At 64.0% G+C, this 23,757-nt stretch carries 20 protein-coding genes; 8 read left to right on the forward strand and 12 right to left on the reverse strand.

Translation table 11 applies throughout. The features are described from left to right. Positions 1-95 precede the first annotated feature (95 nt). Genes NEK97_RS15950 through NEK97_RS15960 form a run of 3 tightly spaced genes read left to right on the forward strand, consistent with a single transcriptional unit; the run spans position 96 to position 2,323 of the window. Positions 96-566 (forward strand): GNAT family N-acetyltransferase, encoded by a 471-nt coding sequence (locus NEK97_RS15950; protein ID WP_257370844.1) that lies wholly within the window; start codon positions 96-98, stop codon positions 564-566. Between the two features lie 42 nt (positions 567-608). Further along, positions 609-1,052 (forward strand): MarR family winged helix-turn-helix transcriptional regulator, encoded by a 444-nt coding sequence (locus NEK97_RS15955; protein ID WP_257370780.1) that lies wholly within the window; start codon positions 609-611, stop codon positions 1,050-1,052. Between the two features lie 32 nt (positions 1,053-1,084). Beyond that, positions 1,085-2,323, forward strand: a complete 1,239-nt coding sequence (locus NEK97_RS15960; protein WP_257370781.1) for an MFS transporter — start codon at positions 1,085-1,087, stop codon at positions 2,321-2,323. A gap of 54 nt (positions 2,324-2,377) precedes the next feature. Here NEK97_RS15960 and NEK97_RS15965 read toward each other — a convergent pair whose 3' ends face one another. The 3 genes from NEK97_RS15965 to rraA form a co-directional block, all read right to left on the reverse strand. Beyond that, positions 2,378-3,847 carry a sugar porter family MFS transporter gene (locus tag NEK97_RS15965; RefSeq protein ID WP_257370782.1) on the reverse strand — a complete coding sequence of 490 codons (1,470 nt, stop codon included), beginning with the start codon at positions 3,845-3,847 and terminating at the stop codon, positions 2,378-2,380. A gap of 326 nt (positions 3,848-4,173) precedes the next feature. Continuing rightward, positions 4,174-5,826, reverse strand: a complete 1,653-nt coding sequence (locus NEK97_RS15970; RefSeq protein WP_257370783.1) for an MDR family MFS transporter — start codon at positions 5,824-5,826, stop codon at positions 4,174-4,176. A gap of 130 nt (positions 5,827-5,956) precedes the next feature. After that, a complete protein-coding gene (gene rraA, locus NEK97_RS15975; protein WP_257370784.1) occupies positions 5,957-6,430 on the reverse strand; it encodes a ribonuclease E activity regulator RraA in 474 nt (157 codons plus the stop codon). A 157-nt stretch (positions 6,431-6,587) separates the two neighbouring features. Here rraA and NEK97_RS15980 point away from each other — a divergent pair, with 157 nt between their 5' ends. Then, a complete protein-coding gene (locus tag NEK97_RS15980; protein ID WP_257370785.1) occupies positions 6,588-7,892 on the forward strand; it encodes an MFS transporter in 1,305 nt (434 codons plus the stop codon). A 57-nt stretch (positions 7,893-7,949) separates the two neighbouring features. Here the strand turns inward: NEK97_RS15980 and NEK97_RS15985 are convergent, their stop codons facing one another. Together NEK97_RS15985 and NEK97_RS15990 are read right to left on the reverse strand one after the other, a co-directional pair. Beyond that, positions 7,950-9,095: a VCBS repeat-containing protein gene (locus NEK97_RS15985; RefSeq protein ID WP_257370786.1), complete on the reverse strand. Its 1,146-nt coding sequence runs from the start codon at positions 9,093-9,095 to the stop codon at positions 7,950-7,952. Between the two features lie 52 nt (positions 9,096-9,147). After that, a complete protein-coding gene (locus tag NEK97_RS15990; protein WP_257370787.1) occupies positions 9,148-10,272 on the reverse strand; it encodes a VCBS repeat-containing protein in 1,125 nt (374 codons plus the stop codon). Between the two features lie 201 nt (positions 10,273-10,473). Between NEK97_RS15990 and NEK97_RS15995 the strand changes: the two genes are divergently transcribed. From NEK97_RS15995 to NEK97_RS16005, 3 genes are all read left to right on the forward strand, one after another. Further along, positions 10,474-11,082: a TetR/AcrR family transcriptional regulator gene (locus NEK97_RS15995; protein WP_257370788.1), complete on the forward strand. Its 609-nt coding sequence runs from the start codon at positions 10,474-10,476 to the stop codon at positions 11,080-11,082. Positions 11,083-11,364: 282 nt separating this feature from the next. Next, a complete protein-coding gene (locus NEK97_RS16000) occupies positions 11,365-12,555 on the forward strand; it encodes an NADP-dependent malic enzyme (RefSeq protein WP_257370789.1) in 1,191 nt (396 codons plus the stop codon). Between the two features lie 107 nt (positions 12,556-12,662). After that, on the forward strand, positions 12,663-13,172 hold the full coding sequence (locus NEK97_RS16005) for a DUF456 domain-containing protein (RefSeq protein ID WP_257370790.1): 510 nt from the start codon (positions 12,663-12,665) through the stop codon (positions 13,170-13,172). Between the two features lie 76 nt (positions 13,173-13,248). On the opposite strand, the gene NEK97_RS16010 is transcribed toward NEK97_RS16005, so the two are convergent. Together NEK97_RS16010 and NEK97_RS16015 are read right to left on the reverse strand one after the other, a co-directional pair. Beyond that, positions 13,249-14,208 (reverse strand): polysaccharide deacetylase, encoded by a 960-nt coding sequence (locus NEK97_RS16010; RefSeq protein WP_257370791.1) that lies wholly within the window; start codon positions 14,206-14,208, stop codon positions 13,249-13,251. Beyond that, a complete protein-coding gene (locus NEK97_RS16015; protein WP_257370792.1) occupies positions 14,205-15,776 on the reverse strand; it encodes a cytosine permease in 1,572 nt (523 codons plus the stop codon). The genes NEK97_RS16010 and NEK97_RS16015 overlap by 4 nt, the downstream gene beginning before the upstream one ends. 108 nt (positions 15,777-15,884) lie before the next feature. Between NEK97_RS16015 and NEK97_RS16020 the strand changes: the two genes are divergently transcribed. After that, positions 15,885-17,390 (forward strand): PucR family transcriptional regulator, encoded by a 1,506-nt coding sequence (locus tag NEK97_RS16020; RefSeq protein ID WP_257370793.1) that lies wholly within the window; start codon positions 15,885-15,887, stop codon positions 17,388-17,390. Positions 17,391-17,484: 94 nt separating this feature from the next. Here the strand turns inward: NEK97_RS16020 and purU are convergent, their stop codons facing one another. The 5 genes from purU to NEK97_RS16045 are packed head-to-tail and all read right to left on the reverse strand — an operon-like array spanning position 17,485 to position 23,743. Beyond that, positions 17,485-18,384, reverse strand: a complete 900-nt coding sequence (purU, locus tag NEK97_RS16025; protein ID WP_235521037.1) for a formyltetrahydrofolate deformylase — start codon at positions 18,382-18,384, stop codon at positions 17,485-17,487. 2 nt (positions 18,385-18,386) lie between these two features. Continuing rightward, on the reverse strand, positions 18,387-19,778 hold the full coding sequence (locus NEK97_RS16030) for an L-serine ammonia-lyase (RefSeq protein WP_257370794.1): 1,392 nt from the start codon (positions 19,776-19,778) through the stop codon (positions 18,387-18,389). Continuing rightward, on the reverse strand, positions 19,778-20,407 hold the full coding sequence (locus NEK97_RS16035) for a sarcosine oxidase subunit gamma (protein ID WP_257370795.1): 630 nt from the start codon (positions 20,405-20,407) through the stop codon (positions 19,778-19,780). Before NEK97_RS16035 ends, NEK97_RS16030 begins: the two co-directional genes overlap by 1 nt. Continuing rightward, on the reverse strand, positions 20,400-23,345 hold the full coding sequence (locus tag NEK97_RS16040) for a sarcosine oxidase subunit alpha family protein (protein ID WP_257370796.1): 2,946 nt from the start codon (positions 23,343-23,345) through the stop codon (positions 20,400-20,402). Before NEK97_RS16040 ends, NEK97_RS16035 begins: the two co-directional genes overlap by 8 nt. A gap of 2 nt (positions 23,346-23,347) precedes the next feature. After that, on the reverse strand, positions 23,348-23,743 hold the full coding sequence (locus NEK97_RS16045) for a sarcosine oxidase subunit delta (protein WP_257370797.1): 396 nt from the start codon (positions 23,741-23,743) through the stop codon (positions 23,348-23,350). Positions 23,744-23,757: the final 14 nt, after the last annotated feature.

A 23,757-nucleotide genomic window follows, 5' to 3' on the forward strand; every position in this document is an offset into this window, starting at 1 on the left:
AGTAGAACTAGGTACCGGTACTTAGCAATACTGAGTTCCAGGGAAGATGGCATGCTGGGCTGGTGACCACAGAATCCGGTTCCGCAACCACTTTGATGACCGCCGACGTCGAGCCTGGAGTCTTCAGCCTCCGCCGCGCCCAAAAGGGCGACCTGCCGCGGATCCTCGCGCTGCTCGTTGACGATCAGCTCGGGGTCGCGCGCGAAAGCCTCGAGGATTTGGGCCCTTATGAGCTGGCTTTTGACGCGATCGACGGCGACCCTTCCCACCTTCTGGTAGTGGGCGAACTCCAAGGCGACGTCGTGGCCACTTTCCAGCTCAGCTTCCTCCCAGGGCTTTCTCGGAAGGGGTCGTGGCGGGCGCAGATCGAAGCGGTCCGGGTGTCTGATGTCCTGCGTGGCCAGGGTGTTGGTGCGTTGATGATCGAGTGGGCCATTGACCAGGCGCGGGAGCGGGGCTGCTCGCTGGTCCAGCTCACCACGGACAAGTCACGGGTCGATGCGCATCGTTTCTACGAGCGCCTGGGCTTCGTTGCGAGCCACGAAGGCATGAAGCTCGCGCTCTAGCCACTTGACTATTAGGTACCCTAACTATTAGGCTACCTAAATATGACGAGCACTTCGGATAACGCCCTTACCAACCTCGCGAAGGAATACCGCGAGGCCCTCCGTTTGGGCGTCTACATGTTCCGCCGCCTGGACCCGGAAGGCGAACTCACTGCCGCGCAGCTCAGCCTGCTCTCCATGATCCAGGACGCCGGCCTCAGGGTGGGCGACATCGCCAAGAACCTGGGGATCAAAGTCCCGAGCGCCACCGAGCAGATCATCAAGCTCGAGCGGGCAGGCCTGGTCACCCGCCAGCCCGACCCCGACGATTCCCGGGCCGTCCAAGTGGCCGTCACCCACGCCGGGAAAGCCGCCGTCGAGTCTGCCGACAAGCGGCGCAACGCCATGGTGGCCGAACTGCTACACGGCCTCAGCAGCCAGGAGATTGAGCAGCTCGCGGCCGCACTGCCAGTGATCGCCAAGCTCAACAGTTCATTCCAGAACTAACCAGAATCAACGCACCGACAAGGAGCCATTGAATGTCACGCCCGTTGGCTGACGCTTCAGCAAGCGCCGAAACAACCATCGAAAACACCCTCGAGGCTGAGAAAGCATCCCTCCTCAAACAGCCGAAGGCTGTATGGGCCACCGCCCTAGCGGCAGTTTTCGCGTTCATGGGCATCGGGCTCGTGGACCCCATCCTCCCTGCGATCGCCAAGAACCTCGAGGCGTCCACCAGCGAAGTGTCGTTGTTGTTCACCAGCTACTTCCTGGTGACCGCGGTCGCGATGTTGATCAGTGGCTTCGTGTCTTCCCGCATTGGCGGCAAGAAGACCCTGCTCATCGGTTTGGCGATCATCGTGGTGTTCGCGTCGCTCTCCGGCTTGTCCGGCAGCGTTGAACAGCTGGTGGGCTTCCGCGCCGGTTGGGGCCTCGGCAACGCGTTGTTCGTTGCCACGGCGCTGGCTGTCATTGTCGGCGTGGCCAGCGGTGGAACCGGCACGGCCATCATCCTGTACGAAGCCGCCCTTGGCTTGGGTATCTCGCTTGGCCCACTGCTGGGCGCACTCCTTGGTGGGTGGCAGTGGCGTGCACCGTTCTTCGGCACGGCAGTCCTCATGGCCGCCGCCTTCATTGCTCTGCTGGCGCTGCTGCCTAAAACACCAGCCCCGGCCAAAAAATCGCGGCTCCGCGACCCGCTGCTGGCGCTTGGGCACAAGGGCCTCCGCACCACGGCCGCCAGCGCACTGTTCTACAACTACGGCTTCTTCACCATCCTGGCCTTCACGCCGTTCATCCTGGGCATGGACGCTTACGGGATCGGCGGCGTGTTCTTCGGTTGGGGCGTCGCCGTGGCCGTCTTCTCGGTGTTCGTCGCTCCCGTCCTGCAGAGGCGCTTCGGTGCCGTCAAGGTCCTGACCGGCACGCTGGCCGCACTGATGCTCGACCTGCTCGGGCTGGGACTGGCCGCGGGGCACTCGGTGACTGCCGTCGTCGTGCTTGTCATCTTGGCCGGTGCCCTGCTGGGCATCAACAACACGGTCTACACCGAGCTGGCCATGGGCGTCTCGGATTCGCCGCGTCCTGTCGCGTCAGCCGGCTACAACTTTGTCCGCTGGATGGGTGGAGCGCTGGCTCCGTTCGCGGCGGCCCAGCTGGGCGAGCACTTCGGCCCGCAGGTGCCGTTCTTCGCAGGCGCCGTTGCCATGGTGATCGCGATCCTCGTAGCCTTCGGAGGCCGCAGTTACCTCAGTTCGCACGAGCCGCACCTGGTGTAACGCTTCCCACCAAAAAAACGAGCCCCGCGGTAATCCGCGGGGCTCGTTGTGCGTCTACTTGGTTTCGTCCGAGGTGACCGGCAGCGGCGCTACCGGCGCCCCCTTGGGAACGAACAGTGTCTCGGCCTGCTCAAGGGACATGCCGTTCGTCTCGGGAACCTTGAACATCACAAAGAAGAACGACGCCGCCGCGAACGCCGCGTACATGGCGTACGTCAGGGGCAGCGAACCTGCCGCCATGATGGGGAAGCTGAGCGTGATGGCAAAGTTCGCGATCCATTGCGCGGCCGCGGCCAGGCCCAGGGCGCGGGCGCGGATACGGGACGGGAAGATCTCGCCCAGCAGGACCCACACCAGCGGACCCCAGGAAGCCCCAAAGCTGACGACGAAGACGTTCGCAGCGACCAAGGCCACGGGTCCCCAAGCGCCGGGCAGCGAGATCTCGGAACCCGTTCCGGTTGCCGAGGAGAACGCCAACGCCATGACAGCCAGGGAGACGGCCATGCCGATCGAACCGGTCAGCAGGATGGGCCGGCGGCCGATGCGGTCCACCAGCGCGATGGCTACCAGTGTCACCAGGATGTTGGTGACCGAGGTGGCAACGGAGATGGTCAGGGAGTCCTTTTCCTGGAACCCGACTGCCTTCCAGAGCGTCGTTGAGTAGTAGAAGATCACGTTGATGCCCACGAACTGCTGCAGGACCGACAGGATGATGCCGATCCACACCACGGGGAGCAGGCCGAACCGGTTGCCGCGGAGGGAGCCCTTCTTGGTGGAAAGCTTTTCCTGCTGGATGGACTCGCGGATCTCACGGATGTGCCGTTCGATGTCGTCGCCCGGGATGAGCCGCTGGAAGATCCCGCGAGCCTGGTCTTCCTTGCCGTTAAGCACCAGGAAGTGCGGGGACTCGGGCAGGCGGAACGCGATCAAACCGTACACGGCAGCTGGGATGGCGCACGCGATGAACATCCAGCGCCACGCCTCGATGCCCAGCCACAGCATTCCACCGGCACCGCCGGCTGTGTTGGCAAGGACAGCGTCGGAAAGGAGCGCCGCAAAGATACCGGTGGTGATGGCCAACTGCTGAAGTGAAGCGAGGCGCCCGCGCACGTGGCGCGGGGAGATCTCGGAAATGTATGCGGGAGCAATAACGGAGGCCAGTCCGATGCCCAACCCGCCAACCAGCCGCCAGAAGACGAGGTCCCACACGCTGAACGCCAGGCCGGTTCCCACAGCACTCACCAGGAAGAGGAGCGCACCGATTTTCATGGCGGGGATGCGGCCGTAGCGGTCGGCTACTTTGCCGGCCAGGTATGCACCCGCGGCACAGCCCAACAAGGCAACCGCGACGGCGAAGCCCGTTACTGCCTCGCTCATGACGAACTCGTCCGCCATTGCGTCCACGGCGCCGTTAACAACGGACGAATCGAAGCCGAAGAGGAAGCCGCCCACCGCGCCGGCAACGGCCAGGCCGATCACCTTCCGCGAAACTGGGGGTGCGCCTTCGGTGCTGGAACTGGACATGGGACTCCCTTGGGGAATGGTGGTGTGGGATCGCGGTGCGGGACGTCGTCGGCTGTTCCGACGGGGACGCCGGTGCACTCGCGCTACACAGTGTGGCACGGCCCGTCACGCAAGTTCCAGTCAAGGCCTGCCAGATGACCCGTGTTCACTTTCTTAACCCAATAGGGGCTGGCTGTGAGCTGAGTGTTCCCTGATAGCTCCAAGGGGCTTGTTTCCGGGGCTGGAAACTCCTTGTTGGGTCAACTAATTGAACACAAAGCACGACGGCGGCCCTTGGGTCTGGTGCCAAACCCAAGGCCCGCCGCCGTGGAGAGCTGAATCCGGTGCTAGTGCGCCGGAACGGAATCCTTGGCCGCGGCCTTGGGATCCGTGAGCTTCTTGTTGGGTAATGCGAAGCTGATCAGGAACGCGATGATCATGAGCCCGGCCGCAGTCAGCATGACCACATCGATGGCTTGAGCAAATCCTTCGGTGATGGGCCGGGTGAGCGTGCTGTTGGCCGAATGCAACCAGCTGGTGTCGTTCAGCGAGTCGTTACTGGCGCCGTTCTTGAAGAAATCAAAAAGCTTGGCATTCGCAGGGTCTGAGGCCACGGCTGGATCCCGCATGACGGCTTGGTAGTCAGGGCTGGCCGCGGCCGTCTTCATGCCATCGGCGATCTTGTCAGCTGCCGTGCTGAACAGCATGGAGATGAACACTGCCGTGCCCACTGCGCCACCCATGGAGCGGAAGAACGCAGCCGTGGAAGTACCCACGCCCATATCTTTCGGCGGAACCGAGACCTGCATGGCAAGCGTGAGCGGCTGCATGCAGAAGCCCAAGCCGACACCGAAGAACACCGCAATCAATCCGGGAACCCACAGGCCTGTGTCGACTCCCAGTACGAAGCCCATGACGGTAGCCGCGGCTGCCAGGATCGCGGTTCCCAGGATGGGGAAGATCCGGTAAACGCCGGATGAGGAGATGGTCCGGCCGGCCGAAATGGAACCGAAGAGGATGCCGACGGTGAAAGTGATCATCATCAGGCCTGCCTCAGTGGGGGTGAGGCCCTTCACCAGCTGCAAGTACATGGGCAGCATGGCAATCGCACCGAACATGCCGATACCAATGATGAAATTCAACAGCGAAGACAAGCCGAAGGTGGTGTTGCTGAAGAGGCGCAACGGGATCAGCGCGTAGTCGCCGGCACGCTTCTCAACCAGCAGGAATGCCACGATGCCGATGACGCCGAGGCCGTAGCAGAGCCACGACCCGCCCGAAGACCATCCCCACGTGCGCCCTTGTTCAGCAACCAGCAGCAACGGAACGATGGCCAAAGTGATGGCCGCCGCGCCCCAATAGTCGATCTTCTGCTTCACATGACGGGCAGGCAGGTGCAGGTACAGGAAGACCACCACAAGCGCAGCAAGGCCGATAGGCAGGTTGATGAAGAACACCCAGCGCCAGCCATCGAAGCCGAGGATGTTGGCTGAGCCGGCGAAAGCGCCACCAATTACTGGGCCAAGAACAGAGGAAATACCGAAGACGGACATGAAATAGCCCTGGTACTTTGCCCTGTCCTTCAGCGCAACGATGTCGCCGATGATGGTCAGCGCCAATGCCAGCAAGCCGCCGGCGCCAAGCCCCTGGATGCCACGGGCAATAGCGAGCTCAGTCATGGAGTGGACCGAGCCCGCGTACAGGGAGCCAGCCAGGAACACCAGGATGGCAGTGAGGTACAGCGGCCGACGGCCAAAGATGTCGCTGAGCTTGCCATAGAGCGGCGTGCTGACGGTCGACGTGATGAGGTAAGCAGTGGTGGCCCATGCCTGGAGGGACAAACCATCCAGGTCGTTGGCGATGGTGTAGATGGACGTGGACACGATGGTTTGGTCCAACGACGACAGGAACATGCCGAGCATGAGTCCCACCATGACGGTGAGCGTCTGACGATGCGTCAGCACCTCACCGGCGGCCCGCACGGGCGTGGATTTGGACATATCTTCTCCAGAGATGGCAGAAAAGGGATTAAGCAGGATAGTTGCTTTCAGTAACTATCCTAATGCCTGTTTGATTCCCGGAGTGAGAATATTTCCTGGGCAGGGTCCGTTGTTGACGGATCCGGCGGTATCAGCGCTCCACCAGGATGCCGTCCGGGTCGCAGTAAATCATCACCCCGGGTCGAACACGAACGCCATCGATGACAAGCTCGACATCTGCCTCGCCTGCACCGGTTTTGCTGCTCTTCCTGGGGTTGCTGCCGAGGGCCTTGACACCCAGGGGCAAACCGGAGATGGCCACGCGGTCCCGGACGGCGCCGTTGATGACCACGCCGGCCCATCCGTTGGCTACGGCGTTCTCAGCGATCATGTCGCCCATGAGTGCCGTTCGCAGGGATCCCTGGCCATCGATCACCAAGACGGCTCCCTCTCCTGGTGACCCGAGCACAGTCTTGACCAAGGCATTGTCCTCGAGGCACCGAATGGTCCGCACGGGCCCACTGAAGTTCGAGCGTCCGCCGAGGTCCAGGAACTGCAGGGATATGGACTCAAGTTCTTCGCCGCGTTCGTCGTAGAGGTCGGCGGTATTAGGGTGCTCGTTCACAATGCTGCTCCTTCGTCGGTTCATGCCACAGTAACCTCCCGCGTTCCCTCCCACCGCGCACTTTTCGGGCATATGTGGATAAAGGTCAGGATGGCGGTCCGGTGTCGTCCTGCCACGCTAGGCTGAATCCAAAGATTGATATGAGGGGGAATCTTCCATGAGCCTGTCCGACCTTCCGGGCCCGGTGCCGGACCCAACCGCCGTCCACGGCTGTGCCACGACGGCACTGGCCGAACCGGTTGATCGGGTCCGGCCGCTCTGGGTTACGGGCGTAGTGCTGGTTAACCTGGGTATTAACGCTGCGTTTTTTGGTCCCCTGCAGGTGCTTCTGGGGCAACAGGCCGCGCACTTTGACGAGGGCCAGAAGGAAGCGATCCTTGCGCTGGTGACGGGGTGCGGCGCCGCCGTTTCGATGGTGGCCAACCCCTTGTTCGGCGCCTTCAGCGACCGGACTACCTCCCGCTTTGGTCGCCGTGTCCCATGGGTCCTCATGGGTGCCATTCTCGGCGCAGTCGCCCTTGTGGCCTTGGCAGGTGCTCCGAACGTTGCCGTGATGGCGTTCCTGTGGTGCCTGGTGCAGGCCGGCGCCAACGCCATGTACGCCGCAATAACGGCCGCTGTCCCTGACCGCGTTCCTGTACCCCAGCGTGGAACGGTGGGCGGCCTGGCTGCCATGGGACAAACGGTGGGCATCCTCGTTGGTGCGGTAATCGCGGCCGTCGTGGCCGGAAACTTTGCCGCCGGTTACTGGGTGTGCGCAGCGGCGCTGTTGGCCGGCGTCGTGCTTTACCTTTTCAAGAGCGACGACCAGCCCTTGCCGCAGCAGGAGCGGCCGCCGTTCAGCCTGTGGCAGTTCATCAAGGGGTTCTGGGTTTCGCCCAAACGCTATCCCGACTTTGCGTGGGCCTGGCTTACACGGCTGCTGGTCAGCACGGGCAACCATATGATCACCCTGTATCTTCTCTTCTTCCTCAGCGACATTGTGCGCCTGAAGGAGACCCAAGGGATTGAGCCTGAGTTCGGTGTGCTGGTCCTGACCGGTCTTTACGCGGTGACCGTCATCATCACCAGTGTTCTGGGCGGACGCTTAAGTGACCGGATGGGAAAGCGGAAGCCCCTGGTCATAGCGTCGTCGGTCATCATTGCCGCGGCATCTCTGATTCTTGCTTTTGCTCCGACGTGGATCGGCGGACTTGCCGGCGCGGCCGTGCTCGGAATAGGTTTTGGGGCCTACCTTGCGGTGGACTTCGCGCTCATTACCCAGGTACTGCCCACTGCTCTGGACCGCGGCCGGGACCTTGGCGTCATCAACATCGCGAATTCGCTGCCCCAAGTCCTCGCCCCGGCGATCGCCTTCGTGTTCGTTCAGTTCTGGGGCGGCTACGTCTCGCTGTACGTAGCCGCCGCAGTCATCGGGCTCCTGGGCGCCGTGTTCGTGGTGAAGATCAAGAGCGTTGACTAGGCCTGGAAGACAGCCGTTGCGCGGCGGCTCTCGGTGCGGGGTCCCACGAAGCGAAAACTAGAAGAGGTCCGTGAACCCGCCCCAGCCCCAACCAACCACTCCGGAGCCGTTCCAGCCGCCCTTGCCGTTTCCGTAATAGGCCTTCAGCTGGCCTGATCCGTCGACGGCGAAGACGTCGAAGTTTCCGTCACCGTTGATGTCTCCGGCACTGCCAATTTTGCTCAAGCCGCTCCAACCCTGACCCACAACACTCATGCCGTTCCAGCCGCCGGCGCCGTTGCCGCGGTATAGCTTCAAGGATCCTGCGGAGTCGCGTGCCAGGACGTCGACGTTGGTGTCGCCGTCGAAATCGCCGGGAGTGATGATGGTATTCAGGGCGTTCCAGCCCTGCCCGGCTACGGAACGCGGCAACCACCCTCCATGCCCGTCGCCGGGGTAGAGATAGAGGACGCCGTTGGCATCGCGTGCGAGGACGTCGTTGGTGCCGTCGCTGTTGAAGTCCCCGGGGGAGACCAGCGCCGTGAAGATGTTCCAGCCGGTGCCCACTTTGCGCGGGCCCGTCCAGCCCCCGGCGCCGTCGCCGCTGTACAAGTAGAGGCCCCCGGCGGAGTCCCGGCCGAGCACGTCGTTGTTGCCGTCGCCGTCGAAGTCACCCGGGGACAGGACCGTGGGGAAGATGTTCCAGCCGACGCCTACCGTTCGTGCGGGCTCCCAGGTGTTGTTGATGCGCGGGTACATCATCAGTGCGCCATCCGAGCGGCGGGCCAGCAGCTCGAAGGCGCTCCGGCTGGTGAAGCCGCTGGGCCGGTGGGACGCGGAGATGGGGGCAGTCTCTTCGCTGGCCACCTCCATGTTTTCGCAGGGGTAGTTTGCGACCAGGTGGGCGTCTATGGTCTTGCCGCGGTCCTCTTCGCCAAGGACGTAGTTGGGCCACGTGGGGTGGTCTGTGGCTACCTCGCCGTCGCGGGTCCAGTAGATGCGTGTGTCGGGACCGGCTCCGGCGCCACAGCCCTTATAGGCGTACGGGTCCCATGAAACTGTGAGTGTCGATCCGACGTAAGGGGCTCCGGTGATAACCGGCGGCTCCGGATCCATGGTTGCCATGGCGGGAGCCGGCGCAAACGTTGCCATGGCAACGACGGCCGCCGCGATCCCAGCCAGTGCCCGGCGCACGCCGAACGCAGGGCGTGATAAAGCACTCATTGTGTCCTCCCCAGACTTTTATGGGGTTAATGGTACCGCGGCTGGGATGTTGCTAGAAGATCGCTGTAAACCATCCGAAGCCTGCGCCGACGGCCTCCGAACCCTTCCAGCCGCTGCGTCCATCGCTGTAGTAGGCAACCAGCCGCCCCTGCTGGTCCACTGCATAAACATCGGGGAAACCGTCGCCGTTGAAGTCCCCCGCAGCTCCGATCGACTTCAACGCATTCCAGCCGACGCCGATCATCCAGGATCGGGTCCATCCTCCGGAGCCGTTTCCTCCATAGAAGTACAGGTACCCGTTGCGGTCCCGCGCCAGGACGTCCACGGTGCCGTCACCGTTGAAATCTCCCGGGGTCACCAGTGCATCCATCACGTTCCAGCCGGTCCCGACGGCGGTACGCGCCAACCAGCCGCCGGCACCGTTGCCGGGGTAGAGGTAGAGGGCTCCGCCGGGCTCGCGGGCGAGGATGTCGTTGTTCCCGTCGCCGTTGAAGTCGCCCGGGCTGACGATGGAATCGAAGACGTTCCACCCGTTGCCGATGCTTCGGGCGGGCTTCCAGCCACCGGCGCCGTCCCCGCTGAACAGGTAAAGCCCTCCAGCTGTGTCGCGGACGATCACATCGCTTTTGCCGTCCCCGTCGAAGTCGCCGGGGGAGAGGGGCAGGTTAAAGATGTTGAACCCCCAACCCACCGTTTTAGCGGGGTCCCAGGCGCCGCCTTTCCGCCCGTACAGCAGCAGTGAGCCATCGTTTGCCCGGGTCAAAAGCTCGAAGCTCCGGACAGTAAAGCCGGCTGCCCGGTTGACGTCCCCCACTGGCCTTGTCTCCGTGCTGTGCAGGGACTCGCCACCGCACGCGGTTTTGCTGGCAGTGACATGCACCGCCATGCGCGCCCCGGTGTCGTCGGGCCCCAGGTCGTAGCTTCGCGCCGTTTCGCCTGCCACCAGGAAACCGTCCCGGGTCCAATAAACAGTGAAGTCCGGCCCCTTGCCGCCTCCGCACCCGTAGAACGTGTACGGGCCAATATCTGCGGTCAGCTTCTGCCCGACGAACGCTGCACCGTTGAGGATGGGATCGGGACCGCTGGGAGCTGCCGACGCCGGTATTGCGCCAAGTGCCATGGCCGCCACAGTGGCGGCCAGCAGAGCTGCTGCCACCCGACGTCGAAATCCCTGCATGTGTTTCCTCCCGTGTACCAGACCTGTTGAGAAGTGTATGTGGGGGCGGCCACAATACGGGGGATCGGCGTGCATGCCGCGGCCTCGGGCCAACTCTCAGGAAACGGTCATTTAGCTCCCGTATCATTGATGCGATCGGCCAGCTGTGGGTCTCAACCCAGCCGGCCGTTTCCTTGTCAGCCTGCCAAGAGATCGCCGGAAATGCCCGTATCAAATTCACTGGAACCGTACTCCCTTGACCTGACCACGGGGTTGCCCCGTATGGCTGCCGCGCCCACCACACCGCGGCAGCAGCTCCGCTATGCCCGGATCCTCAGGACAGCAGCCGGCTTTGCCCAGCGGCAGTTCGATACCTTGAGCCTTTCTGACGTCGCTGCGCGCGCGGACGTGCCACTGGGCACGCTGTACCGGTACTTTCCCTCGACGGCCCACCTCATGCTTGCTGTGTACCGGCAACAGCTCCGTGAGCTCCGGGAGGGCGTCCGGCGTCGGGAAGGCAAGGGGCACGCGCTCGCTGGTTTGATGATGGAAATTTTCCACTTGAGGGTCATGCAGCCCGGCGTGGAGCACTGCCTGATCCGTCCCGCAGGCAAGGATGAGGATACGGCGCAGCTCCTGCGTGAAATCGATGCCTTATCCGAGGAAGTCGTTGGTTCGCTGAGCAAGGACACCGGTAAGGACACTGTGCGTGCCCGCATTCTGCTGCACCTGGTGAGTGGTCTCGTCCAGGCTGTCCGGTGCCGTCGGTTGTCCCTGTTTGAGGCAGAAAAGGACCTTAAGAAGGCCTGCACGCTGCTGACCGGCGATTAGCAAAGCCACCCGGTGGTCTAGACCGATACCCTCCGAGAAGCCGCTTTATGGCATGACGTGGCTCACACTTTCGGCTGGTTGAACGTTTTACTCTTGAATCGTCTCTCTTGGTATTGAATCTTGTACCCTTCGCCGTTCCCTAGGCTGGAAGCACCGAAGCGGCTAGCAGCCCCCTTACCTGCAGAAGCAACGCCGGGCCAGCCACCCTTGGCCCGCACAGCAGTTCTGTTCCTGCCCTGACATCGTGCCGTGGGACCACGGCTAGCCTGAGGAGACAACGACGTGTCCATCGAGACAATTGCTACTGACAACGACGCCATGGTACTGAGCGAAGAAGAGATCTTTGCAGCCCATGAGGGCGGCAAGCTGACCATCTCCAGCACCGTACCCCTGGACAACAAGCGCGATCTTTCCATCGCCTACACCCCCGGAGTTGCGCAGGTCAGCCGCGCAATCCACGCCAACCCGGAGCTCGCCCGCACGCACACCTGGGCAGAGCGCCTTGTTGTGGTTGTCAGCGATGGCACCGCAGTCCTCGGCCTCGGCAACATTGGGCCCAGCGCTTCCCTGCCCGTCATGGAGGGCAAGTCTGCCCTGTTCAAGTCCTTTGGCGATCTCGACTCCATTCCGTTGGTATTGAACACCACCAACGTCGATGAGATCATCGAGACCCTGGTCCGCCTCCGTCCGAGCTTCGGCGCAGTCAACCTCGAGGACATCTCGGCTCCCCGCTGCTTCGAGCTGGAAGAGCGCCTCATCGAAGCACTGGATTGCCCCGTCATGCACGATGACCAGCACGGCACCGCCGTCGTCGTCCTCGCAGCGTTGACCAACGCCGCCAAGGTGACCCAGCGCGAACTCGCTGGCCTCAAGGTGGTTGTTTCCGGCGCCGGTGCCGCAGGCATCGCCATCGCCGAAATCCTGCTGGCGGTTGGCATCAAGGACGTCATCCTGCTCGACTCCAAGGGTGTGGTGAACGCTGAGCGTGCCGACCTCGTGGCTGATCCCGGCAGCGTCAAAGCCCGGATGGCCGCACGCACCAACCCCCGTGGCGTTACGGGTGGCCCGGGCGAAGGCCTGACCGGCGCCGACGTCTTCGTGGGCGTCTCCTCCTCCAAGCTGGCCGAAGAGCACCTGAAGCTCATGAACGATCAGTCGATCGTGTTCGCGCTGTCCAACCCGGATCCGGAAGTTCTCCCTGAGGTCGCCCAGCAGTATGCAGCCGTTGTTGCCACCGGCCGCAGCGACTTCCCCAACCAGATCAACAACGTCCTGGCCTTCCCCGGCATCTTCCGCGGCGCATTGGATGCCGGCGCCCGCCGGATCACCCCGGCCATGAAGATCGCCGCTGCGAACGCCATCGCTGAACTGGCCGCCGAGGACCTTTCCGCCGACTACATCGTGCCGAGCCCGCTGGATGCACGCGTGGCCCCGGCCGTCACCGCGGCAGTTGCTGCCGCTGTAGCCGAGTAGCGTTCACCAACACAAGACCGACGACGGCGACGCCTCCCGTGCTGGGGAGCGTCGCCGTCGTTCTTTAAGTGGCAGGCGGGGCGGCCGGCCGCACCTAGACTGGGGCCATGAACGCCGAACTCATCGTGACCATCCTGTGCGGCCTGGCCATAGCAGTGGGCGTCGTTGGAACCATCATCCCCGTATTGCCGGGCAGCATCCTGATCGGTGCAAGCCTTTTGGCGTGGGCCATCTGGGGCGGCGCTGGTGGCATGGGATGGGTGATCTTTGCTGTGGGCATGCTGTTTGTGGTGTCCGGAATGGCGGCCAGTGCCGTGCTGACCGGCCGCAAAATGAAGCAGCACGGGATCCCCAACAGATCGGTGCTGATTGGCGTGCTGCTGGGTGTGGTGGGCATGTTCGTTATCCCCGTGGTGGGGCTCTTTGTGGGGTTCGCCCTGGGGCTTCTCCTCAGCGAGGTCCAACGCACGCGGAACTTCAAGACCGCGCTGCGTTCCAGCGGTGCTGCGCTGAAAGCCACCGGCATAGGGATGCTGGTGGAATTCGGACTCGCTTGCGCGGCGGCGACCACATGGATCATCGGGGTGTGGGCCGAGGCGGTCTACGGGGGCCCTTAAACACCCTCGCCGAGATGGTATTTGATGACAATCCCGCGGCGCAGGACTGTCATCAAATGCCATCCCGGCGGAAGAGTCACCGGAGGGCGGGTGCCCCGGCAGGTGAGGTGACCCGCGCCGGGCGGAATGAGGCCCCGGCCCCGGGGAACAGGGGAACATCTATCCGGGCGTGCGTGTGGATCTGGTGCACCGTGGACTTTGTATGTTCCGCTATTTCCGCAAGGGTGGTCACCCACATGCCTTCGAGGTCCTTGACCCGTTCAATCAACTGTTCCAAGGCCGCGGCCCGGGAGGGCCGGCCCGAAATGAACGGGTGGTTCGTCAGCACAAAGCAGCTGCCTTGGGAGTGGTGCGCATGCGCTTCCAGGGTCCACATTTCCAACGCCTTCGCGGGACTCTCAATGACCCCGCTGCCGGTGACTCCCGGGTAGAAGCCGTACTGCTCCCAGTCATCCAGCGCCCAGTCCACGGGGATCTCCACGATGTCCCGGGGGTCATCCTGGGCGACAGCCATGCGGTACGGGGCGTCGCCGTCGAGCAGGCTTGAATCGTAAAGGAACCCACGGTCCGCCAGCAGGGCGGGTGACTGCCAGTTCAGCTCCCACCAAGGTGCCCGGTAGCCCACCGGGCGGACGCCGGCCACCGTGGCGAGGGCCTCCAGCCCCCGGTCCAGGTATTGGGCTTCAGTAGCGGCATCGATGCCCTGCATGGGTTCGTGCATGTAGCCGTGGTGGGCGATTTCGTGGCCCCCGTCGACAATCCTGCGGACCACATCCGGGTAGCTTTCGGCCGTGAACCCTGGAATGAAGAACGTGCCTTTGATGTCCTGGCGGTCCAGGATCTGCAGTAAGCGCGGAACAGCGATCTTGGGCCCGTAGGACTGGTGGCTCATCAGGGACATCCGCTTGGTGCTGGTGGGGTCGTGAGCGATGGTGCAGGACTCGGCGTCGACGTCGAAGGTAAAGGACGCTGCTGCCTGGAAGCCCTCAGGCCAGGTGATCGGGTGGATGGAGTCGGCGAACGCGGGCTGGCTCATGCTGTGGTCCTTTCACCGGCCGGGGCGGGTTCAGGGGAAGGCGCCGGTTGGGTGGCGGAGACGTGGTTGGAGTCCGCCAGGAGGTATTTCTTATGCGCACGGGGTCCCAGGACGGCGTACGCTGCGGCGCTGGTGAGTCCGCCGGCCAGCCAGGAGAGATCCCAACCACCCAGGGCCACGGCGATGGGGCCCTGGGTCGCAGGAACAAGCCCGTACATGAACAACCAGGTGCAGAAGATACCGGCCAGGAGGGACACGATGCCTGCCCAGTTGACCACCGGGAGCCGGCGCGTTCCGATGGGGTCGAACAGTCGATCAACTTTTGCCGGCCAGCGCCTTTCCAGCCAGAAGTAGTGCACCAGCATCACGCCACCCCAAGCGGCAACCCAGGCGACCAGGCCGATCAGCCAGGCGTCCAGGACCGCGGCGAAGTCTTCCTGGAAGATGAAGAAGACAACAGCGGCCAGTGAGAAGACGCCCACGAAGAGGTTGAGCTTGCGGCGGTTGATGTTGATGTCCAGGGCCTGCGTGGCGACAGAGAACGTGTAGATGTTGAGGATGTTGGTGGCGATGGGGCCGTGCAGCACCATGAGCAGGACGGGCAGGGCCATGACGCCGAAGTTCTGGACGATCAGCTTGCCGGGGTCGATCTCGCCGCTGTTGGTGGCGAGGCTTGCGCCCAGGATTCCCAGCCAGACCACAGGGATGAATTGCCCCAGGACGGAGGCCAGGTACACCTTGCGCTTGGGAACGGACGTGCTCACAAACCGGGAGTAGTCCGCGGCGTAGGTGAACCAGGTGATACCCCAGCCGATGCCGATGGCGGTCATCACGGCACTCATGGCTGCGATCCGGTCCGAGCCTTCAAGGATATTGCCGGCAGGACCTGCGTAGCCCCAGTCGATCTTCATGCCGAACCATGCCACGGCGGACATGACGGCCAGGATGATGATGGTGGGCGGAACCGTCCACTTCTCGAAGGCTGCGATTGCCTTGTAGCCGAACCAGGCGATGGCCACCTGGGCCGCCATGATGGCCGTGGCGACGCCGATCTTCCAGGCGTAGTTCGGAGCTTCGGGGTCCACCCAGCCAAGGGTTCCGAACAATGCCATGACCAGGTCCAGGATGATCCAGGTGTTCACCGCGCACCAGCCGATCACCAGGAGTGCCTGGATGGCCGCCGGAAGGTAGTTCCCGCGTCGGCCGAAAGCCGCGCGTGCCAGGACCATGCCGGTGGCGCCGGTCTTTTGGCCCAGGAGGACAAAACAGCCGAACAGCAGCATGCCGATCAGGTTGCCCAGGACCAGGACGGTCACGGTGTCCGCGAAGCCGAGGCCCAGGTGGATGCCCAACGCTCCGAGCACCCAGTTGATCGGGGCAAGATTGGCGCCGGCCCAGATCCAGAACTGTCCGGATACTTTGCGGGTGCGGTCTGATTCGGGGATGGGTTGCAGCCAGGCTTCGCTGTCATGGCCCGGCGCCGTTGCCGGTCCTGACAGCGTTGAGCCCGGCTCGGAAGAGCCTGTTTGCGCTGAACTCGAACGCGAAGAAGAGAGGTTGTCTTGCATGGGGAGAGCCTCCGTGTGTGAAAGGGACCCCTTAAGGCTATGTGCGTCAGATCACAGCAACAAGATACGATGTGTCTGAAGAAGTGCGTCCATATCTTACGGAGTGTCATGTCCATCCTGCTTGATCAGGCTCTCAAGAGCGAAGTACTCATGAAGGCCGACCCCATCATCCTGACGCGCATGGCCGACGCACCCCAGCGTCCGGTCCGCTGGGTCCACTCAAGTGAGGTCCTGGACATTGCCCCACTGCTTCGGGGCGGGGAGCTGCTCCTCAGCGGTGGCCAGGCGCTGGGAGCCGAGTCAGCGGAACGCCGCGCGGACTACATCCGGGAACTGGCCGCCCGCGGGATCGCGGCGCTCGCATTGGAAACAGGGCCTGCCCTTCCCGCCATCCCCGCGGACATGCTGGAAGCGGCCGAAACAGCGGGCCTGCCCGTCATAGAACTGCGCCGGGTTGTTCCGTTTGTTGCCGTCATGCAGGAAATCAACTCACTCCTGGTCAGCGAATCCGTGAAACACCTGCAACGCGGCGACCAGGCCAGCCACGCCATGGCCGCCGAGCTGGCCCACGGCGGCGGACTCGATCAGCTCCTGACAGTGTTGGCTGATAGGACCGGGACCGGTGCCAGGCTGGTTTCGCCGTCGGGTGTCACGCTGGGCGCGTCCGCCGGACCCGCCCCGGGCGGTGTGGTCACCACCGTTGACGTTCCGGTTCGGGGCGTGCTGGCGGCCCGCCTTGAGCTGGTTGTGCCCGACGACGGCGACTCCGGACTCGCGCGGGTGGCGGGGGAGAGGTCGGTGGACATCCTGGGCCTTGCCTTGCTGCAACGGATGCCGCCAGGGCTGAAGGAGTTGGCAGGCATAGAGCTGATGCGCGCCATCAATTCCGGCAGCCAGGCGTGGCAACTGCGGCAACTGGGCCCGGCGTCGGGATTTCCAACGGATGGCAAGGTGGCCGCGGTGGTGATCCGTTCCACTGGAGCAGGACATCTGCGGCCGGCCGTGGATACGGTGCTCCGGGAACAGGTGCCGCACAGCGCCAGCTACGCCAACAACGCTGAGTTGATCGCCCTGGCGGCACTCCCGAATGGCCATTCCAGCCGTAGGGCTTTGGCTAATGCCTTGGCCGCCGTGGACATGCCGCCCGGATCCGTGGTGTCCGTGGGCCCGTTGGGGAGCGGGATTGACGATGCTCCGTGGTCGTTGGCGGAAGCACGGCGTGCCCTGGATCTGGCCGCCCAGGAAAGCGGCCCAAGGAACAGCGGCCCAGGGAACAGCCGCTCAGGAAACGGCGGAGTCGTGGACGCCGAGGCCTTCGCCGTCGAGTTGCTGGCCCAGGAGTCCCTGGACGCCGCAACCCGGGAAGTGTTCGTACAGCGGCAGTTGGGGGCCGTCGTCGGGCATGACCGTTTGAAACGGTCGGAGCTGCTGCGGACGCTGACCGTGTGGCTGGATACCGGATGCAACACTGCCCAAGCTGCCCGCGAGCTGCACTTGGAGCGGCAATCCATGCATCACCGGTTGCAGCGGATTTTTGAGCTCTGCGGCGGAGATCCGCGGGGAACGGGCCGGCTGGCCGCCCTGCATCTGGCAACCCGGCTGGCGCGGTTGTAACTCCCGGTGAACGCGAAATCGCGGGTCCGGTGCGAATTCGCATGTTAAAGAACAGCGAATTAGAAGCTGACCCGCGATCCCGGCGCAACAAGCCCTACTTCAGCACGATCGTCCTGTTCCCATTGAGGATGATCCGGCCCTCGCAGTGCCAGCGAACGGCGTTGCTGAGTGCCTTGCATTCGGTGTCCCGACCGGCGGCCACCAGGTCCTCGGGTCCAAACGTGTGGTCCACTTCCACCACCTGCTGGGCGATGATGGGCCCTTCGTCCAGCTCCCCGTTCACGTAGTGGGCCGTGGCACCGACGGTTTTCACGCCACGTGCATAGGCCTGGTGGTAGGGCTTGGCTCCCTTGAAGCTGGGCAGGAACGAGTGGTGGATGTTGATGGCCCGGCCGTCGAGCTTGCGTGCCAGGTCATCGCTGAGCACCTGCATGTAACGGGCCAGGACAATGAGCTCCACGTCCAGCTCATCGATGATCTCCAACAGGCGACCCTCGGCCTCGGGCTTGGTGGCAGCCGTGACGGGGACGTGGAAGAACGGAATCCCGTGCCACTCCGCCAGGCCCTGGTGATCGGTGTGGTTGGACACCACGCCCACCACGTCGATGGGCAGCTCACCGATCCTTGCCCGGAACAAGAGGTCGTTCAGGCAGTGCCCGAACTTGGAAACCATGATCAGCACGCGGCGTTTGTAGCCCTGGCGTTCCAGCTGCCAGTTCATGGCGTACTTGTCGCCCACCGGCGCAAAAGCTTCCCGCAGCGCATCCACCGTGGAGGCATCGCCGTCGGACGCGAAGTGCACGCGCATGAAGAAGTGACCCTCGGCGCGATCGCCGAACTGTTTGTTGTCGATGATGTCGCAGCCGTGATCCAGCAGGAACCCGGACACGGCGTGCACGATTCCTGGACCCTCGGGACAATCCAGGGTGAGGACGTGTTCCACGGTGGTCTCCGGGCCGGAAGGAACGGCGGTTTCAGCTTGAATGGCAGTCATGGCTAGCACTCCACTACGTTGACGGCGAGGCCCCCACGGGAGGTCTCTTTGTACTTGGATTTCATATCTGCGCCTGTTTCGCGCATGGTCTTGATGGCTTTGTCCAGCGATACCTTGTGGCTGCCATCGCCATGCAGTGCAAGGCGGGCTGCGTTGATCGCCTTGACGCTGGCAATGGCGTTGCGCTCGATGCAGGGGATCTGCACCAGCCCGCCCACGGGATCGCAGGTCAGGCCCAGGTTGTGTTCAATGCCCACCTCGGCCGCATTTTCCACTTGCTCCGGAGTTCCGCCAAGGACTTCGCAGAGTCCGGCGGCGGCCATGGAGCAGGCCGAACCTACCTCGCCCTGGCAGCCAACCTCGGCGCCGGAGATGGAGGCGTTGATCTTGAACAGGATTCCGACGGCGGCCGCCGCCAGCAGGAACCGCACGACGCCGTCGTCGTTGGCTCCCGGAACAAACTTGGTGTAATAGTGCAGCACGGCCGGGACAATTCCGGCGGCACCGTTGGTGGGTGCAGTGACAATCCTGCCGCCCGCCGCGTTTTCCTCGTTCACGGCCAGGGCGAACAGGTTCACCCATTCCATGGCCAGGAGGGGGTCGGCTGAATTCGCGCCGTTCAGGTCGGCGTCGGTCTCGGAGAGCTTCTTGAACAACGACGGCGCCCGTCGCCTGACCTTCAGGCCTCCCGGCAGGATTCCCTCGGCAGAGCAGCCGTTGTCCACGCATTCCTGCATGACGGCCCAAATGCCCAGCAGCCGTTCACGAAGTTCTTCCTCGGAACGCCACACCAGTTCGTTGGCCAGCATGACGTCGGAGATGGACATGCCTTCGCGCTCGCAGATCTCCAGGAGTTGGTCTGCCGTGGTGAACGGGTATGGGAGCACCGTGTTATCTGCCACCACTTTGTCGGCTCCGGAGACGTCGCCGTCCACCACGAAGCCGCCCCCGATGGAGTAGTAGCTGCGCTCCCGAAGGACCGTGCCGGTGTGGTCCAGGGCCCGGAACGTCATGCCGTTGGGGTGGGCGGGGAGGGACTTGCGGCGGTGCAGGACCACGTCCTCGTCCCAATTGAAGTCAACGCGGTGATTCCCGCCCAGACGTAGCTCGGCGTCCAAGGCAGCGGCGGCCACCTGGTCATCCGCTGTGTGGGTATCCACAGTTTCGGGAGAGTGGCCCTGCAGTCCCAGCACCACGGCTTTGTCTGAGCCGTGGCCCCGGCCGGTGGCGCCCAGGGAGCCGAAAAGCTCAGCCTGGACGCGCACCGTGGCCGGGAGCTGGCCGGACGATTCAAGACCGTCCGTGAACTGCTTTGCCGCGCGCATCGGGCCGACCGTGTGTGAGGAGGACGGCCCGATGCCAACAGAAAACAGGTCAAGCACACTCAGTGCCATCAGGGGACCTCGGGGGAGGCGTATTCCCTCATGGCATCCAGGAGCCAACGGCCCAGGAAGTCGGCAAACGAGGCCCGGGGAAAGATCCGGTAGGAGTCCTCGGAGGTCTTCCACAGCATCACCGGGATGTGTGCAAGTTCCGTGGAAACAGCCGTGCCCGGCTTGAAGACCCGGGGGTGCAGGTCCAGGGAGCAAGTCTTCTCCAGGACTGCCCGGGCGTGGCTGCCGGAGAGCTCGAACGTGGTGCGGTTGGCGGACAGGTCCACCACCTGGCCGGCGTCGTTGCCCAAGGCAGTGGTCAGATCGCTGACCAGGGAGCCGCCCAGGGAATCGTGGGCTTCCTCGGGAGCCACCACCAGGAACTCGGTGGGGCCGAGCCACAGGGTGTTGACGGAATCGTTGCCCGTCACCTCGCCACAAGCGGCAGGCAAGCCGCCGACGACGGACGCAACGCGGGCGCCGGCGTCGGACGTCCGGTCAACCCGGATGCCCACCATGGCCTGGTACGGGATCTCGGTGAGCGTCACTGTGCCCGGAACTGAGCCGGACGTGAACGCCTCAGCCAGGTGCTGGGCCGGGCTGCGGCGTGCACGGCTCACGGTTTCTGCGGGGGTTGCTGTTTCAGCCATCTTTGCGGGTCCCTTCAGCATCGAAAAGTACGGTTTCGCCAACAACCACGTCCACCAATTGGTCTCCCAGGGAGGCCTGGAGGGTTTCACCGATGCGGTTGCGGCCGTTTTGAATGAGGGCCAGGCCGAAGGAGCGGCCAAGCGCGGCGCTGTGGTAGCTGGAGGTCACGAAGCCTTCCATGGGGACGGGTCCGTTGGCCGGGTTGACCGGGATGCCCTTCTCCACCAACTGGGTGCCTTCCGGCAACCTCAGCGAGTGGTCCACGGGAAGGACACTGACCAGGTGCTTGCGGTCCTCGCGGCTGGCGTCCTCCCGGAGGTAGGAGCGCTTGCCGATGAAGTCCTTGGCCTTGGAAACAATCCAGTCCATGCCGGCGTCCTGCGGGGTTACCGTTCCGTCGGTGTCCTGCCCAACAATCGGGTAGCCCTTTTCGGCGCGGAGCACGTGCATGGTTTCGGTGCCGTACGGGGTGATGTTGAACTCCGCACCCGCGGCAGCAACAGCTTCCCAGGTGTTGAGTCCGTACCAGGCCGGAACGTTGATTTCGTAGGCGAGTTCACCGGAGAAGGAGATACGGCAAACACGTGCCTGTACTCCGGAGGCCAGTGTGGTTTCGCGGAACGTCATGAACGGAAAGGCTTCAGCGTCCAGGCCGCCGTTTTCGGCGAGCTGCGGGGCAACCTTCGCCAGGACTGCGCGGGACTTCGGGCCCACGACGGCGATGGTGGTCCACTGCTCGGTGACAGAGGTGCACACCACGTCCAGCTCCGGCCACTCCGTTTGGTGCCACTCTTCCAGCCAGTCCAGCACCTTCGCGGCGCCGCCTGTCGTGGTGGTCATGAAGTAGCGGTCCTCGTCCAGGCGAAGGGTCACGCCGTCGTCGAAGATCATGCCATCCAGGGTGCACATGACACCGTAGCGGGCGGATCCCGGGGCCAGCTTCTTGAACGCGTTGGTGTACACGCGGTTCAGGAATTCACCGGCGTCCTTTCCGCGGATTTCGATCTTGCCCAGCGTGGTGGCGTCCATGAACCCCACGGAATCGCGGACGGCAGCGCACTCACGCAGGACCGCGGTGTCCATGTCCTCGCTGCCCTGCGGGTAGTACCAGGGGCGCTTCCACTGTCCAACATCTTCAAACAGTGCGCCCTGGGCAACGTGCCACGGGTGGATTGAGGTGACGCGGGCGGGGTCGAACAGCTCGCCGCGCTGGCGGCCTGCCAACGCTGCGAAGGCCACGGGTGTGAACGGTGCACGGTATGCGGTGGTGCCGATCTCGCCCACTCCGGGGATGCTCTCGGCGCCGCCGAACTTCAGCGCAGCGGCGATGACGCCGATCGCGTTGACGCCGGACGTCTTGCCCTGGTCGTTCGCGGTGCTGATGGAGGTGTACCGCTTGACGTGTTCCACCGACCGCATGCCGGCACCGGTGGAGCGAAGCACATCGGCTACTGACTGGTCGCGCTGGAAGTCGACGAAGTGGTGGTGCCATTCGCCCGGCTCACCGGTCTGGCCGGGAACCAGCCAGAGCTGGCGGCTCGGTGCGCTGGCCACGGGTTCCTGCAGTTCCACCGGGGTGGTTGCCGACTCAAAGCCGGCAGCAATGGACGCTGCTGCTCCCGCGGAAATGCCCTCGGCCAGGCAGTCCTCGAGTTCAAAGGTGCCACGGCCTGCACCCACCACCTGCTGATCGCGGACCGGCTTGGCGGGAATGAAAGCTGCGAGCTCGTCGTCCCAACGCAGCTTGCCTTGGCGCTGGCTGTGGAGGTGGACCACCGGGCTCCAGCCACCGGAAACGGCGAGCAGATCGGCAGCCAGCTGTTCGACGCCCGAGGTGAGTTCGCCGTCGTCGTTGATGCTGCGGACGGTGACGCCATTCAGGCGGCCGTTCTCATCCGCGGAGGTGTCCGCCACGGCGCTGCCGATCAGGACCCGGATACCGGACTCGACGGCGGCAGCGGCCTTTGCGCTGATCTGCGGACGGGCGTCCACGACGGCGGCAATCGCCACGCCTGCTGCCTTCAGGTCCGCGGCAAGCGCGTAGGCGGAGTCGTTGGTGGTGCTGATGACCACCCGCGAACCGGCGGCGACGGCGTACCGGTTGAGGTACGTGCGTGCAGCGGAGGCGAGCATGATGCCCGGACGATCGTTGTTCTCGAACACCAGGGGACGTTCGTGGGCGCCGGGGGCCAGGACAACCTGCTTAGCACGGATGTGCCAAATACGCTGGCGGGAGACTCCCGGGGCTGCCGGAACGCTCAGGTGGTCCGTGCGGTTCTGGGCTGCGATGAAGTAGTTGGAATCGTAGGAACCGAAAGCGGTGGTGCGGTTCAGCACCGTGCATTCCGCGCCCGAGACCAGCTCCGCTTCAACGTCCGCAACCCATTCCAGGCCCGGCTTGCCCTCAACAGCGTCGGCCAGGCCTTCAGCGGTGGAACCCGAAAGCAAGGCGCCGCCGAGCTCGGGCTGGTCGTCGATGAGGATGACGCGGGCGCCGGTGCGGACGGCCTCGCGGGCAGCTGCCAGGCCGGCAATGCCGCCGCCAACTACCAGGACGTCGGTGTGGACGTACTTTTTGTCGTACTCGGCCTTGTCCTCGTTAGGATCCAGCTTGCCCAGACCGGAGAGGAGCTCAATTTTCATGCCGTCCACCAAAGACACTGCCGTGGCGGGAAGCATGGACTCGGCTACGTGGCCCGGGAAGCGCGGCGCGATCTTGATCAGGGCGTTGGACTCTTCCACGCCGGCGGCCATGATGCCGCGCGGGCGGTCCTCGTAAAGGGAGTTGCCGGCGTTGATGTGGCCGTTGGCCAGTAGCGCCGATGCGATGGTGTCACCCGGGTGGCCAGTGAATTCCTGGCCGTCCACGGTGAAGCGCCAGGAGATGCTGCGATCGATGCGTCCGCCGGTGGCGAGGCGTGCGTTCTTGCTGGTCACTTCTAGACTCCTTCCGAGGAGGTGGGTGCGGTGGTGGCGGCGCCTGTGGTTGCGGCGCCGGGGGCCAAACCGGGTTCCTGGCCGAACTCGCCGGTCTGGCTGAACTCGCCCGGTTTGTCTGCCTGGAGATCGGGACGTTGCTGGCCCATCGCGTAGATCGAGTGGATGTCGTAGCTCACGGTGTCCCGCAGCATGTTGAACCACTGGCGGCACCCGGTGCTGTGGACCCAGCGCTCGGCGAAAGTGCCCTTGGTGTTCTCGCGGTAGAAGAGGTACTCGGCCCACTCGCGGTCCGAGAGCTCGTTGGGGTTTTCCGGGTAGGCGATGTGCGCCTGTCCGCCGTAGTGGAATTCGGTTTCGTCGCGTGGCCCGCAGTTGGGGCAAGAAATGAGGAGCATGTCTGTCCTGTCCT

Source organism: Paenarthrobacter sp. UW852, assembly GCF_024608385.1.
Taxonomy (GTDB): Bacteria; Actinomycetota; Actinomycetes; order Actinomycetales; family Micrococcaceae; genus Arthrobacter.